14 protein-coding genes are annotated in these 14,484 nt (G+C 63.7%); 8 read left to right on the forward strand and 6 right to left on the reverse strand.

Features of this window, described 5'->3' with window-relative positions; all coding sequences use genetic code 11:
• The first annotated feature begins 16 nt into the window (after positions 1–16).
• The 5 genes from ACEN42_RS25510 (at position 17) to ACEN42_RS25530 (ending at position 4,780) form a co-directional block, all read left to right on the forward strand.
• A complete protein-coding gene (locus ACEN42_RS25510; RefSeq protein WP_062261360.1) occupies positions 17–1,012 on the forward strand; it encodes a hypothetical protein in 996 nt (331 codons plus the stop codon).
• Positions 1,013–1,099: 87 nt separating this feature from the next.
• Entirely contained in the window at positions 1,100–2,563 is a 1,464-nt protein-coding gene (locus tag ACEN42_RS25515) for an aldehyde dehydrogenase family protein (protein WP_035500291.1), read from the forward strand.
• Between the two features lie 14 nt (positions 2,564–2,577).
• On the forward strand, positions 2,578–3,633 hold the full coding sequence (locus ACEN42_RS25520) for a maleylacetate reductase (protein WP_371884751.1): 1,056 nt from the start codon (positions 2,578–2,580) through the stop codon (positions 3,631–3,633).
• The gene (locus ACEN42_RS25525; RefSeq protein ID WP_371884752.1) at positions 3,630–4,448 is read left to right on the forward strand and encodes an intradiol ring-cleavage dioxygenase; all 819 of its coding nucleotides are present in this window, start codon (positions 3,630–3,632) and stop codon (positions 4,446–4,448) included. The genes ACEN42_RS25520 and ACEN42_RS25525 overlap by 4 nt, the downstream gene beginning before the upstream one ends.
• Positions 4,445–4,780 (forward strand): Rieske 2Fe-2S domain-containing protein, encoded by a 336-nt coding sequence (locus ACEN42_RS25530; RefSeq protein WP_238294852.1) that lies wholly within the window; start codon positions 4,445–4,447, stop codon positions 4,778–4,780. The genes ACEN42_RS25525 and ACEN42_RS25530 overlap by 4 nt, the downstream gene beginning before the upstream one ends.
• Here ACEN42_RS25530 and ACEN42_RS25535 read toward each other — a convergent pair.
• The 5 genes from ACEN42_RS25535 to ACEN42_RS25555 all read right to left on the reverse strand — a co-directional run bounded on the left by ACEN42_RS25535 (position 4,773) and on the right by ACEN42_RS25555 (position 10,024).
• Positions 4,773–6,038 carry a hypothetical protein gene (locus tag ACEN42_RS25535; RefSeq protein ID WP_371884753.1) on the reverse strand — a complete coding sequence of 422 codons (1,266 nt, stop codon included), beginning with the start codon at positions 6,036–6,038 and terminating at the stop codon, positions 4,773–4,775. The genes ACEN42_RS25530 and ACEN42_RS25535 overlap by 8 nt on opposite strands.
• A 300-nt stretch (positions 6,039–6,338) precedes the next feature.
• On the reverse strand, positions 6,339–7,082 hold the full coding sequence (locus ACEN42_RS25540; protein ID WP_187606967.1) for a FadR/GntR family transcriptional regulator: 744 nt from the start codon (positions 7,080–7,082) through the stop codon (positions 6,339–6,341).
• A 19-nt stretch (positions 7,083–7,101) separates the two neighbouring features.
• Positions 7,102–7,908: an ATP-binding cassette domain-containing protein gene (locus ACEN42_RS25545; RefSeq protein ID WP_051626770.1), complete on the reverse strand. Its 807-nt coding sequence runs from the start codon at positions 7,906–7,908 to the stop codon at positions 7,102–7,104.
• Positions 7,908–8,918, reverse strand: coding sequence for an ABC transporter permease (locus ACEN42_RS25550; protein ID WP_371884754.1), 1,011 nt, complete (start codon positions 8,916–8,918; stop codon positions 7,908–7,910). The genes ACEN42_RS25545 and ACEN42_RS25550 overlap by 1 nt, the downstream gene beginning before the upstream one ends.
• Entirely contained in the window at positions 8,918–10,024 is a 1,107-nt protein-coding gene (locus ACEN42_RS25555) for a sugar ABC transporter substrate-binding protein (RefSeq protein WP_187606969.1), read from the reverse strand. Before ACEN42_RS25555 ends, ACEN42_RS25550 begins: the two co-directional genes overlap by 1 nt.
• Before the next feature lie 329 nt (positions 10,025–10,353).
• On the opposite strand from ACEN42_RS25555, the gene ACEN42_RS25560 reads away from it, so the two are divergent.
• Positions 10,354–12,096: an IlvD/Edd family dehydratase gene (locus ACEN42_RS25560; protein WP_238216978.1), complete on the forward strand. Its 1,743-nt coding sequence runs from the start codon at positions 10,354–10,356 to the stop codon at positions 12,094–12,096.
• A gap of 4 nt (positions 12,097–12,100) precedes the next feature.
• On the opposite strand, the gene ACEN42_RS25565 is transcribed toward ACEN42_RS25560, so the two are convergent.
• Positions 12,101–13,024 carry a DMT family transporter gene (locus ACEN42_RS25565; protein WP_187606971.1) on the reverse strand — a complete coding sequence of 308 codons (924 nt, stop codon included), beginning with the start codon at positions 13,022–13,024 and terminating at the stop codon, positions 12,101–12,103.
• A gap of 116 nt (positions 13,025–13,140) precedes the next feature.
• Between ACEN42_RS25565 and ACEN42_RS25570 the strand changes: the two genes are divergently transcribed.
• On the forward strand, positions 13,141–14,001 hold the full coding sequence (locus tag ACEN42_RS25570) for a class I SAM-dependent methyltransferase (RefSeq protein ID WP_371884755.1): 861 nt from the start codon (positions 13,141–13,143) through the stop codon (positions 13,999–14,001).
• A 7-nt stretch (positions 14,002–14,008) separates the two neighbouring features.
• Positions 14,009–14,476, forward strand: a complete 468-nt coding sequence (locus tag ACEN42_RS25575; RefSeq protein ID WP_371884756.1) for a cupin domain-containing protein — start codon at positions 14,009–14,011, stop codon at positions 14,474–14,476.
• Positions 14,477–14,484: the final 8 nt, after the last annotated feature.

Consider the following 14,484-nt stretch of genomic DNA (forward strand, 5'->3'; position numbering starts at 1 on the left):
TCCGGAGCACACCATCATGGATCACGCAGCATTCCTTCAAAGCGTCGTCGCGACCGACCCCGATGCGAACACCGGCTACCGCACGTTCAAGCTGGGCGATTTCGAATTCAGCCGCGACGCGTACTTCGTCACCGTGAAATGGCCGGCGCAAGGACAGACGCGCTCGCATCAGATGCACGCCGACGACTTCCTGCGCGCGATGATGCGCGACGTCGCATGGGGCTTCTTCTACGGCTGGGTCAATTTCGACGAAGTGATCGGCACGCGCAATCACTACGGCAAGGTCGACATGTACGCCGGCGCGTATAACGCAAGCTTCCGCGAGGCGGGCGTCGATTACACGCAGCAGTTCGAAACGCCGATCATCATGGCGACCTTCAAGGCGATCCTGAAGGACTGGGTCAACGAAGGCTTCGATCCGTTCGCCGCGCCCGAGGAAACCGGCTCGGCATTCGGCGCGAAGCACGGCGACAACATCGCGGCGATCGATCGCACGCGTATCGCGACCAAGCGCATGCCCGGCCTCGAAGGCGACTCGCCGCTGCGCGACGACTTCCCGGTGAATCGCCAGTTCGCGGACGTATCGCAGGACGAGCCGGAGATTCACGCCGAGCCCGGATTCGAAGGTCAGTTGCACGCGTTCAGCCTGTTCAAGTATCTGTCGCGTTCGGACGTGACATGGAATCCGTCGGTCACGTCCGTGTGCAAGCAAAGCCTCTTTTGCCCGACGACCGAGGAATTCGTGCTGCCGGTCTTTCATGGCAACGATCGCGTCGAGTGGTTCCTGCAACTGTCGGATCAGATCATCTGGGACGTGGCCGACAAGGACACCGGCGAGCCGCGCGCGCGCATCACGATGAATGCCGGCGATATCGCCGCGATGCCCGCCGACATCCGCCACAAAGGCTATTCGCAGAAGCGCTCGATGCTGCTTGTCTGGGAGAACGCGACGCCTGATTTGCCCAAGCGCTACGAAAGCGGCGAACTGCCGCCGTATCCGGTCGCGCTTTAACACTCTCTGCGTTCCTCTTCGACACGCCGGCGCCTTCATCGGGCGTCGCGGGAATGTTTCGTCTTCAATTTTCGACACGAGCAAGACATGCAAACGCAACTCTTCATCGATGGCCGCTTCGTGCCCGCCCTTTCCGGCGAAACGCTCGCGACCCTGAATCCGCACGACAACAGCGAGATCGCGCAAGTCTCGATGGCCGGCCGCGAGGACGTCGATCGCGCAGTAGAAGCCGCGAAAAAAGCGTTTCCTAAGTGGAGCAACATGGCGGCCGCCGATCGCGGACGCCTGCTGCTGAAACTCGCCGACGCCATCGAAGCCAACGCCGATGCACTCGCGCGTCTCGAATCGATGGACACGGGCCATCCGATCCGCGACACGCTCAATCTCGACGTGCCTCGCACGGCGGCGACGTTCCGCTACTTCGGCGGCATGGCGGACAAGTTCGAAGGCTCGGTGATTCCGGTCGAAGCGGGCTTTCTCAACTATCTGACGCGCGAGCCGGTTGGTATCGTCGGACAAGTGGTGCCGTGGAATTTTCCGCTGATGTTCACGAGCTGGAAGATGGCGCCCGCGCTCGCGGCGGGCAATTGCGTCGTGATGAAGCCGGCTGAACTCACGCCCTTGTCGAGTCTCGCCATCGCCGAACTGATGGCCGAAGTCGGCTTTCCGGCGGGCGTCGTCAATGTGCTGCCGGGGCTCGGGCACGTTGCGGGGCAATATATCGCGGAGCATCCGGAGATCGGCAAGGTCGCGTTCACCGGATCGACGGCGGTGGGCCGCAAGATCGTGCAGGCATCGAGCGGCAATCTGAAGAAAGTGCAACTGGAACTCGGCGGCAAGGGCGCGAACGTCGTGTTCGGCGACGCCAACATCGATGCCGTCGTGCAAGGCTCCGCGTTCGGCATCTTCCATAACCAGGGACAGGCGTGCATTGCGGCATCGCGACTGATCGTGCACGAGTCGATCGCCGATGACCTGCTGGAGCGCTTCACGTCGCTGGCGCGCTCGATCCGCATCGGCGATCCGCTCGATCCGTCGACGGAGATGGGGCCGCTCACATCGCAGATGCATCGCGACCGCGTGCTGTCGTATGTCGATGTCGCGCGCGAGCAGGGCGGACGCGTGCTCGCGGGCGGCAAGGCGCCGGACGCCGCGGCGCTCGCGAACGGCTGCTATGTCGAGCCGACCATCGTGCAGGCCAAGCCGACCGATCGCGTCGCGCAGGAAGAAGTGTTCGGCCCGTTCGTCGCGGTCAGCACGTTCAAGAGCGATGAAGAAGCGCTCGCGATCGCCAACGGCACCGAATACGGCCTCGGCGCTGGCCTCTGGACACGCGATCTGCAACGCGCGCATCTCTTCGCGCGGCAATTGAAGAGCGGCATGGTGTGGATCAACTGCTACAAGCGCGTGAGTCCGGGATCGCCCTTCGGCGGTGTCGGCGCGAGCGGTTATGGCCGCGAGATGGGCTTCGAAGTGATGCGCGAATATACTCAGGCGAAGTCGGTGTGGGTGAATGTCGACGCCAATATTCCGCCTTACTATCCGCGCTGAGCGCATCGGGAATCATGCAATCGTTCATCTATCAGGGCATGCCGTCGCGCGTGGTGTTCGGCGCGGGCAGCATCGAACATGTCGAACGCGAGATCGAGCTTCTGGGCGCGCAGCGCGCGCTCATCCTCTCGACGCCGCCGCAGCGCGATCAGGCCGAAGCGCTCGCGGAACGCATCGGACATCGCGCGGCCGGCGTGTTCGCGAAAGCGGTGATGCATGTGCCGGTCGAAACGGCGCGCGAGGCGCGCGAGTACGCGGAGCGCATCGGCGCGGATTGCGCGTTTGCCATCGGCGGCGGCTCGACGACGGGCCTCGGCAAGGCGATCGCGCTGACATCGTCGCTGCCGATACTCGCCGTGCCGACCACGTATGCCGGCTCGGAAATGACGCCGATCTACGGCCTCACGGAAGCGGGCCTGAAGAAGACCGGCCGCGACATGCGCGTGCTGCCGAAGACCGTGATCTACGATCCACAACTCACGGTGTCGCTGCCCGCGTCGCTCTCGGTGACGAGCGGCATCAACGCGATTGCGCACGCCGCCGAAGGGCTCTATGCGCAAGACGCGAATCCCGTCGTGAGCCTGATGGCGGAAGAAGGCATTCGCGCGCTCGCGCAGGGCATCGGCAAGGTCGTCGCGAAGCCGGACGATCTCGATGCCCGCAGCGATTGCCTCTACGGTGCGTGGCTATGCGGCGCGGTGCTGGGCAGCGTGGGCATGTCGCTGCATCACAAGCTGTGTCATACGCTCGGCGGCACGTTCAATCTGCCGCATGCGGAGACGCATACCATCGTGCTGCCCCATGCGCTCGCCTATAACCGCGATGCCGCGCCCGACGCAATGAAACGCATCGCTCGCGCGCTCGGCTCGGACGATGCCGCCATCGGCGCATTCGAACTCGCGCGCGTGAACGGCGCGCCGACTGCGCTGAAGGACATCGGCATGAAGGAAAGCGATATCGATATCGCCGTCGATGTCGCGTTGAAAAGCCCGTACTGGAACCCGCGGCCGATCGAGCACGTACCGCTGCGCGCATTGCTGGAAGCGGCCTACGAAGGACGACGACCATGAACGAGTCACTCACGCAAAACGTCACGCAAGCCTTCGGTCAGTGCGCCGACGCGCGCACGAAGGAAATCGTCACCGCGCTCGTGCGTCATCTGCACGCGTTCGCGCGCGAAGTGAACCTCACGCACGACGAATGGCGGCGAGGCATCGAGTTCCTCACGGCCACGGGCAAGAAGTGCGACGGCATCCGGCAGGAGTTCATCCTGCTGTCGGACACGCTGGGGCTTTCGATCGTGCTCGACGACATCAACCAGCATCACGACGAAGGCGCGACCGAAAGCAGCCTGCTCGGCCCGTTCTATCGCGATGGCGTGAAGGAATCGGCGTTCGGCGCGAACATCGCGCAAAGCGATGGCGAGCCGGTGTTCTTTCATGGCGTCGTCAGCGATGTGAGCGGAAAGCCCGTCGCCGATGCGCTGATCGAAGTCTGGCAGACCGCGCCGAACGGCATGTATGAAGGCCAGGACCCGGATCAGCCCGAAGGCAATCTGCGCGGGCGTTTTCGCACGAATGCGGATGGCGCGTACGCATTTCATTCGATCAAGCCGACGAGCTATCCGATTCCGACAGACGGTCCCGTCGGCCAGATGCTGCTCGCGACGGGCCGTCATCCGATGCGTCCCGCGCATATCCACTTTCGCATCGACGCGCCCGGCTACGAGTCATTGACGACCGCGCTCTATTCGTCCGACGATCCCTACGTGCACTCCGATGCGGTGTTCGGCGTGAAGCCCTCGCTCGTCATGGAGTATGTGAGCAAGGACGGCGGATACGACGCGGCGCGCGATTTTGTGCTGATCCCGCGAGGACGAGCGTGAGCCATTCCACATCGAACGATGTCTGCGCGCTCCACGACGTGCCCGACGGCGGCGGCCTCGAAGCCGCGCCATCGGTTCTCGTGCTGCGTCGCGGCGGCGAAGCGTGGGCGTATCGCAACGTGTGCCCGCACTTCTCGATACCGCTCAACTACGAACCGGATGCGTTCTGGACTTACGAAGGCGGACTGCTGATGTGCGCGCATCACAGCGCGATGTTTCGCTTCGAAGACGGTATGTGCGTCGATGGTCCCTGTCTCGGCGCGAGCCTCAGGCGGATTCCGATCCGCATCGAGAATGGCCGCGTGATGATCGAAGCCACGGACATCACATAGGATGGGCCGCGACGAAGCTCTTGTATGCGGCGTAGGTGGGCTTTTGCGTGAAGCCATCGTTCTTGAGCAGGCCGAACGCGCCTTCTCCGCCTATCGGATCGTCGTATAGCTCGTAGCTCTGGATCGATTCGATATCGTATGTCGATGCAAGCGCGACGAACTGCGCCATCATGCGGTTGCCGACGAGATAGGCCGCGATCTGCTGATCGGTGCCGTAGTTCGGACGCACGCCGAACTCGTTGATCCAGATCGGCTTGCCAAGCGACTTGAGTTCGGCGAGCACGTTATGACAGCCGGTGCCGCCGCATGCGTTGGTGATATCGCCCTGCTCGGAGTACCAGTGCCACGCGGTGATATCCCAGTCGACAACCGCATGCCCGATGCTGCCGTCGGGTTCCATGCCGGCCCCGAGCATCTTCTGGAAGCCGTAGTGCAGCCACGTGCCGCCGCCCATGATGATCTTGCCCGACGCATCCACGGACTTGATGCCCGCGATCATCCCGCGAATCACGCCGCGCAGGATTCTGAACTTCACGACATCGAACTGCTGCGGATAAACGCCATCCACATTGCCGATGAGCAGTTCCGCTTCCATCTCGTTCGTGACTTCGTAATACGGGTAGCGGCGCGAGGTCGCCGTCTGCTGCCCGAGTGCGAAGCCCGCGTTGTAGCCTTCGGTTTCGTTGTTGAACGTATCGATGCCCATGAGCATCACCGGATACACGGTGACGCCGCCGGCCGCCATCAGTTGAGCGACGCCCGCGAGCTTGTTCGCGGTGCCCTGGCTATACACCTCGTTTCGATACAGCTTCGCGCCCAGGTCCTGCAACTGCGAAAGCTGCAGCGCGAAGCTGGAGAGATCGTAGGCGCCGCCCTCGTTGTTGTGGCCGTTCACGCCGTAGAAGGGCCGGACGGTCGGAAGCGGCGTCGTGGTATTGCCGGCGTTCGAGGCCGACTCGGGCGCGCCGATGGCGGGCAACGACGCGCCGCTCGCCGGAGCGATGCTTTCGGTGGCGCCGTTGGCGGAAGGAGGACTCGTCGTGAGCTTCGATGTCCCTGTGCCCGAGGCCGGAAGATCCGTTGCCGGAACAGACACCGCCGAAGCGCCGCTGCGCGAGGCGTCCGAGGATGAGGCAGGGCCGCCGCCGCCACCGCCGCCGCATGCCGCAAGCAGCACGCTTGCCGCAGCAGCGAGCGCGACGGCCTTGCATCGAATGAAGGGCGAAGCCGGAATACCGGATTGAACGAAGTTCGTCATGTCAGATACGCACTACTAAATGGTCAACATCCATGTCCACGAAGTAGGCGCACGTTCCGCGAGTCGTCCGGGCGAACGCGGACGGACCGATGACGGACCTTCATCCCGCGTCGGACGCGAGGGATGGTGGAATGCTCGTCTAATAGCCCCGATGAGCCGCCCGGAGGAGGGTGCTGCCGGAAGGGGGCAAAGAGGAGACCGCGTCGAAGCCGGTCTCAATAGGGTTTACGGCGGGGATGGACGAGACTTGAACGCGTTTCGCGAGAAGCGAACGCTACGACCGCGCGGAATCGGAAATTTTTAGCCCGACAGCGGCCGGTCCGGTTCGAGCGCCGCGCCGCCGAGGATCGACGTGGCGTCGGCGCGCGCATTGTCGAGCTGCACGACGCTCGCCTGACGCGCCGCGAGCGCATCGCGGTTCGCGATCGCGGTGAAGATCGCCTTGTGACGCGGCAGCGACAGCGCGTGCGTGTTCGGATGACGGCTCGTGAGCTTGATCGATTCGCTGAGCGCGAGCGACAGCATGTTGCCGATGTACGCGAGCATGTCGTTATGCGTCGCCGTCATGATCGCGCGATGAAAAGCCAGATCCGGATCGAGCAGATCGGCGGCGGTTTGCGCGCCTTCCATGCGCTCATACGCAGCGCCGATACGCGCGATGTCTTCATCGGTGGCGGAGATGGCCGCGAGCGCGGCGGCGGCGGGTTCAATGATCTGGCGCACCGTCATCAGCGAGCGGAAGAACTCGCCTTCGGGAAGATGACTGATGGTCCACACGAGCACGTCGGGGTCGAGCATGTGCCACTCGTCGCGCGGGCGCACGACGCTGCCCACGCGCGGCTTCGACACGACGAGCCCCTTCGCGACCAGCACGCGCGTCGCCTCGCGCAGCACCGGGCGGCTCACGCCATAGCTTTCGCACAGCGTGGGCTCGGCGGGCAGACGCTCGCCCGGCTTGATGCCGCCGCTCACGATCCGCATGCCGAGTTCCTGCACGATGCGTCCGTGCATGCTCTTGCGTTGCTTGGGGTTGCGGTAATCCATGATGCGGCGCGCGCGGGGTCTAACCAGCGGTCGTCGCGCGCATCGCCCGATATTCCCGCCTCACGATATCCATCAACTCCGCGACCGACGTATTCGCGCTGCGCTGCTCGTAGGTCACGCGTCCGCGCTGCATCAACATGATGCGATCCGCGATGTCCAGCGTCTGCGCATAGTTGTGCATGATCATGATGATCGAGAGCCCGCCTTTCTCCTTCAGGCGCATCACGAGATCGATGATGAGCGCGGCCTCGCGCGCGCCCATCGCGGCGAGAGGCTCGTCGAGCAGCAGGATTCTCGCGTTCGAATGCACCGCGCGCGCAACCGCGATAGCCTGACGCTGGCCGCCCGACAAACGCTCGACGGGCAGATCGACGGAAGGCACATGCACGCCGATATCCTCGAGGCATTGCGCCGCGCGCTCGCGCATCTGCTTGTGATCGACGAGGCGCAACAGACGAGCAGGCCCGCCCCGCACGATCTCGCGATTGAGGAACATGTTGTGATAGATCGACAGCGAATTCGCGAGCGCGAGATCCTGATACACGCATTCGATGCCGAGCGCGCGCGCATGATCGACGGACTTGAGCAGCGTCTCCTCGCCGTGTACGGAAAGCGTGCCGCTCGTCTGCTGATGAAAGCCCGTGAGAATTTTCACGAGCGTCGACTTGCCCGCGCCGTTGTCGCCGAGAATGCCGAGAATCTCGCCTTTGCCGAGCGAAAGCGACACGCCGTCGAGCGCAGTGACCGCGCCGAAGCGCTTGACGAGGTTGTCGCCGCGCAGCGCGAGATCGGCGGATGCGGCGGGAGCCGTTAGCGGTTCTGCCATCACCGTGCTCCCTTGCGGCGGATGCGTCCGACGTGAATATTGAAGATCATCGCGGCGAGAATCGCACCTCCGAGAATGATGTTGAAGGTGAACGCGTTGATGCCGATCAGCGTGAAGCCGTCGCTGAGGATGCCGAGCACCGCCGCGCCGAGCAGGCCGCCCACGATCGTGCCCGAGCCGCCTGTCAACGGCGTGCCGCCGATCACGGCAGCGGCGACCGCGAGAAACATGATCTGATTGCCGCCCGCTTGCGGATCGATCGACGTGATGCGGAAGCTTTCGAGGATGCCGGTGAAGCCCGCGAGCACGGCGGCGATCACGAAGTTGCCGAGCCGAAGCCGGTTCACGTGGATGCCCGCCTCGCTCGCGCCGAGCGCATTCGCGCCCGCCGCCTGCGTGTGCAGACCCCAGCGCGTATGCCGCAGCAGCACGTGCATGACGAACGCGATCGCCACGGTCCAGATGATCTCGCTATAGCCCCACGCGCCCATCACGGCGGCGAACGCGGGCGAGCCGGGCGTCGCGGCGGGCGTGCCGCGCGAAACGGTCAGCGTAATGCCGTTGATCAGAAAGAGCGTGCCGAGCGTCGTCACGAACGAAGGCAGGCGCAAAAAGACCGTTACCGCCCCGTTCACGAAGCCGATGATCGCGGCCGCGATGAGTCCCGCGATCACCGCGAGCCACATCGGTGCGCCCGCATCGTTCGCGAAGACCATCATGAACGGCGCGAACGCGAACACCATGCCCGCCGAGAGATCGATGTCGCCGCCGATCATCAGCATGATCTCGCCGAACGCAATGATCGCGACCGGCGCAACGTACTGCGAGAGATTGACGAGGCTCGCGTTGCTGAGCAGGAAGTCGTGATTGACGAACTGGAAATACGCCGCGAGCAGCACGGCGACGAGCAGGATGCGCAACTCGGGCGCCCAATGCGACGCCCACGCACCGCGCGGACTGGCAGTCTGCGCGGGCGTGGTTGCTTTACGAGGTTCGTTCACCGTGTTCATCAGGACTTGATCGCGCCTTTCATCGGCACGATTTGCGGCTTGGTGGTCTTGCCTTCATAACGCGTCGAGGTGTTGAGATAAGGCTCGACCGTGTCCTTCGTCACGAACTTGAGACCCGTGTTGATATTTGCCGGCCCGACGAGCCCGCCCGACGCGAGGAACACGAACGCTTCCATCACCGTGTAGAAGCCCTGCACGTACGGCTGCTGGTCGATGGTGAAATCGAGGAAGCCTTCGTGGATGAGCTGGATGGTCTGCGGCAACAGGTCGAAGCCGCCGCCATGCACGCCCTTCGACGGCAAATTCGATTCCTTCATCACCTGCGCGACGCCCTGCGTGCTGCCCGCATCGACGGCGAACATGCCTTTCAGATCCTGGTGGCCAAGATAGAACGACTTGATCTTCGAGAGCTCTTCGTTGACGGTCGCGCCGGTCGCGACGGTCTGAATGTCGATCTTCTTGCCGGACTTCTTGATCGCATCGCTTGCGCCGTCGAGACGCGGCTGGATGTTCAATTGCCCCGGCGTCGCGATGAAGAGCGCGACCATGCCGCTGTCGATCATGCTCGCGATGCGCTCGCCCATCTGATAGCCCGACAAATACAGATCCTGCCCGATATACGCGAGCCGCGGATTGCTCTTGCCGCGCGGCGCGTCGGCGTTGTAAGCGAACACGGGAATGCCGGCGTCGAGCGCGGCCTGAATGGGCTTGTCGAATGCGTTCGGATCGACGATCGGCACGGCGATAGCATCGGCTTTCGCGGCGATCGCGGAATTCACCGCGCGCACCATTTCGCCCGCATCGGACGTGGCCGAGCCGGTCCACTGATAGTCCATGCCGAACATGGCGCATGCGTCCTGAATGCCGTACTGCGTCGGCACGAAAAACGGATTCGTCGTCACATGATTGACGAACACGATCTTCCATTTCTTGTGCTGCGGGAACGCCGCTTCGGCCGCCTGCGCGCTCGAGATCAGCCCGCCGCCACCCGTCACGCCGCCGAGCAGCGACAGCGCCGCGCCGAGCCCCGCGCCCTGCATGATGCCGCGCCGGCCCGCGCTGATGAGGCTGCTGTCTTTTGCGTCGTCATCCCGATCTTGCGCCATGTCTTCCTCCGTTCTCTTCTTCGTTGGTCGATGGGTCGACTCATCGTCGATCACGTTCAGATACTGGGTTCCACGGCATGTCGACCGCACGCCGCTTTCATGAATGAAAGACGGCAGTGTTGCGGAAGACGATGCGAGCAGTGTGCGAGAGGGCGATTCGAAAGCGCGGCGTGTTTGAACTAGTAATTGGGATCTGCGAAGCCCGCGCGCCGACTTCAATAGACAAACTATATGCAGACTGTTTTGACGTTGCGATTAGCGTTTTCCCGGTGCGTGTCATCGATATAGTCATGCTATTTATACAACTTTCTCGCAGAGTGAGCACAGCCATGAGCGCCCCCAAAACCAAGCTCCGCTCGGCCGCGTGGTTCGGCACCGCCGACAAGAACGGCTTCATGTACCGGAGCTGGATGAAAAACCAGGGCATTCCGGATCACGAGTTCGCGGGCAAGCCGATCATCGGCATATGTAATACGTGGTCCGAACTAACGCCGTGCAACTCGCACTTTCGCAAGATCGCCGAGCACGTGAAGCGCGGGGTGTATGAAGCCGGCGGCTTTCCCGTCGAGTTTCCGGTGTTCTCGAACGGCGAATCGAACCTGCGGCCCACCGCGATGTTCACGCGCAATCTCGCGAGCATGGATGTCGAGGAAGCGATACGCGGCAATCCCGTCGATGCCGTCGTGCTGCTCGTCGGTTGCGACAAGACGACGCCCGCGCTCCTGATGGGCGCGGCGAGCTGCGACGTGCCCGCGATCGTCGTGTCCGGCGGCCCGATGTTGAACGGCAAGCACCACGGCCGCGACATCGGCTCGGGCACCGTCGTGTGGCAACTGAGCGAGCAGGTCAAGGCGGGCAAGATTTCGATCCACGAATTCATGTCGGCGGAAGCGGGCATGTCGCGCTCGACGGGTACCTGCAACACGATGGGCACCGCATCGACGATGGCGTGCATGGCCGAAGCGCTCGGCGTCACGCTGCCGCACAATGCGGCGATTCCGGCCGTCGATTCGCGGCGCTACGTGCTCGCGCATCTGTCGGGCATGCGCATCGTCGAGATGGCGCTGGAAGATTTGCGTCTCTCGAAGCTGCTCACGCGCGAGGCCTTCGAGAATGCGATCCGCGCGAATGCGGCGATCGGCGGCTCGACGAATGCCGCGATTCACCTGAAGGCGATCGCGGGACGCATCGGCGTGAAGCTCGAACTCGACGACTGGACGCGCATCGGCCGCGGCACGCCGACGCTCGTCGATCTGCAGCCTTCGGGGCGCTTCCTGATGGAAGAGTTTTACTACGCGGGCGGTTTGCCCGCGGTGTTGAGACGTCTCGGCGAAGCGAACCTGATTCCGCATCCCGATGCGCTCACCGCGAACGGCCGCACGCTCTGGGAGAACGTGAAGGAAGCGCCGCTCTACAACGACGAAGTGATCCGGCCGATCGAAAAGCCGCTCGTCGCGGATGGCGGATTGTGCGTGCTGCGCGGCAATCTCGCGCCGAACGGCGCGGTGCTGAAGCCATCGGCGGCGACGGCCGCGCTTCTGAAGCATCGCGGCCGCGCGGTCGTCTTCGAGAATTTCGACGACTACAAGCAGCGCATCGCCGATCCCGATCTCGATGTCACGGCGGACTCCGTGCTCGTGATGAAGAACTGCGGGCCGAAGGGCTATCCGGGCATGGCCGAAGTCGGCAACATGGGCTTGCCGCCGAAGCTGCTGGCGCAAGGCGTGACGGACATGGTGCGCGTATCGGATGCGCGCATGAGCGGCACGGCGTATGGCACGGTGGTGCTGCACGTCGCGCCCGAGGCGCGCGCGGGCGGGCCGCTTGCGATCGTGCGCGATGGCGACTGGATCGAACTCGATTGCGACAAGGGCGTGCTGCGCATCGATATCGACGACGATGAAATCCGCACGCGTCTCGATGCGTGGCTTGCGGCGAAGAGCGAGATTCCCGAGGATCGCAGCGGCTATCGCAAGCTATATGTGGAGCACGTGCTGCAAGCCGACGAAGGTTGCGACTTCGACTTTCTCGTCGGCTGCCGTGGCGCGGAAGTGCCGAAGCATTCGCATTGAGCGCTCACTTGCGCGGCGTCCATGTCGCAATCGCGACGCCGAGCACCGCGACGCCCATCGCCCACCATGCGGCTGCCGGCAGCACTTCGCCGAGGAAGAAGTAAGACAGCACGGCCGCCGCGGGCGGGATGAAGAAGAACAGCGACGCCACTTGCGATACCTTGCCCGCGCGGGTCATCGCGAGCAGCAGCGTGATCGCGATCAGCGAATTGCCTATCACGAGATAGGCGAGCGTCGCGATGAACGTGGGCGTCCATTGCACTTGCGTGTGCTCGAAGGCGAGCGCCATCGGCGCGCAGAACACGAAGCCGACGCTGTATTGCACGAGGTTCGACGTGATCGGATCCTGCGCCGTGCCGAGCCGCTTCTCGTACAGCATTGCGCCCGTGATGCCGATGAGCGCGCCGATCGCGAGCAGCACCGGTCCGAGCGAATCCGCATGCAGCGGCCCGCGTGCGGCGATCACGCCCGCCGCGCCTGCGAGCCCGAGCAGCAGGCCGATCCAGCGTCGCACGCCGATTCGTTCGCCGACGAACTTCGGCGCGAGCACGCCGACGAGAATCGGCTGCAGGGACACGATCAACGCGAGCACGGAGGTCGCGATGCCCGCCGTCATCGACAGATAGCTGAGCCCGAAGTACATGACCTGCACGAGAAAGCCGACGACGCCGAGATGCAGCCACGCGCGCGCATTGCTCGGCCATCGCGGCCGCTTGATCGCGCATACGGCGAGCAGCACGCCGACGCTCAACGCAAAGCGTATCGATAGAAACGTGAGCGGCGACGCGTAGTGCAGGCCGGTCTTCGCAATCGGAAATCCCGCGGACCAGAGAAGCAGAAAGAGGATGGGTCCGCCGATGGTGAGCCAGCGGCGTTCGTTCTGCGTGCTGCTTGCTTCATTCCGGTCGATGCGCGGCGCCTGCGCCATGTTCGCGTCCTTGTTCGTGTGCAGCGAAAGTACCGATTGTAGTGGTCGAGACGACGCCGTCGAAGTGTGAGACATTCTGTGCTTACAACCTCATCGATTCGATCGAACGCTGAACCATGAACGACAACATCAACGAGGCGCCCGACAGCACCGCCGCACGCGTCGCGATGTGGCGCGCGCTGCACGCCGAAGCCGATGCGCCGCCGCATGTGCTGGAAGACCCCATCGGCCTCGAACTGCTCGCGCCCAATGCGAACTGGCGCGAACGCGGCGACATGAACCCGCAGTTCACGCGGCCTTTTCGCGCGTCGATCGTGGCGCGTGCGCGCTTCATCGAAGATCTCGTCACGGAAGCGCTCGATCGCGATGTCGCGCAGTACGTCATCCTCGGCGCGGGTCTCGACAGCTTCGCGCAACGCCGGCCGGAGATCGCCGCGCGGCTGAATATTTTCGAAGTCGATCCGCCGGGACCGCAGGCGTGGAAGCGTCGGCGTCTGATCGAACTCGGCTACGGCGTGCCGGAGCGGCTGCATTTCGTGCCCGTGGATTTCGAAGCGGGAGAATCGTGGCGCGAGAAGCTCGTGCAGAACGGTTTCGATGAGAGCAGGCCCGCAATCGTCGTATCGACGGGCGTCAGCATGTATCTCACGAAGGAAGCGAACGCCGCCACGTTGCGCGAAGTCGCGGGCTTTGCATCGGGATCGACCTTCGCGATGACCTTCCTGCTGCCGATCGAACTCGCGGACCCCGACGTGCGTCCGGGTCTGGAGATGGCGGAAAAGGGCGCGCGTGCGAGCGGCACGCCGTTCATCAGCTTCTTCACGCCGGCTCAAATTAAGGCGCTGGCTCACGATGCGGGCTTCAAGGACGCGCGCCACGTTTCGGCCGAGGATCTGACACAGCGATACTTCGCGAACAGAACCGATGGCCTGCGTCCGCCGAACAATGCCGAAGAACTGCTGATCGCCAACACATAGGCTTGCCATGCCGAAGATCGATCTCGCCGCCGTGCCCCGGATAAAAGGCTCGGGATATCCGCCGCCCTTCGATGCGCCGTGCGCCGATCGCACCCGCCAGCGTCTCGGCGAGGCGGGCGGTCTCGGCGATTTCGGCGTGAATCTGATGCATCTGCCGCCGGGCGGATGGTCGAGCCAGCGTCACTGGCATTCGCACGAGGATGAGTTCGTTCATGTTCTCGAAGGCGAACTGGTGCTGATCGAAGACGAAGGCGAAACGACCTTGCGCGCGGGCGATTGCGCGGCGTTTCCGAAGGGCACGGGCAACGGCCATCACATGATCAACCGTTCGGACAGGGTGGCCGTGTATCTTGAGGTCGGCAGCCGCGTGTATGAAGACCTCACGACCTGCTCCGATATCGACATGATGAGCGCCAACGCCGATGGCCGCTTCGTGCACAAGGACGGCACGCCGATCGATCCCGCAAAGCGCTAGTACGACTA

Source organism: Caballeronia sp. S22 (genome assembly GCF_964261745.1).
GTDB lineage: Bacteria > Pseudomonadota > Gammaproteobacteria > Burkholderiales > Burkholderiaceae > Caballeronia > Caballeronia jiangsuensis.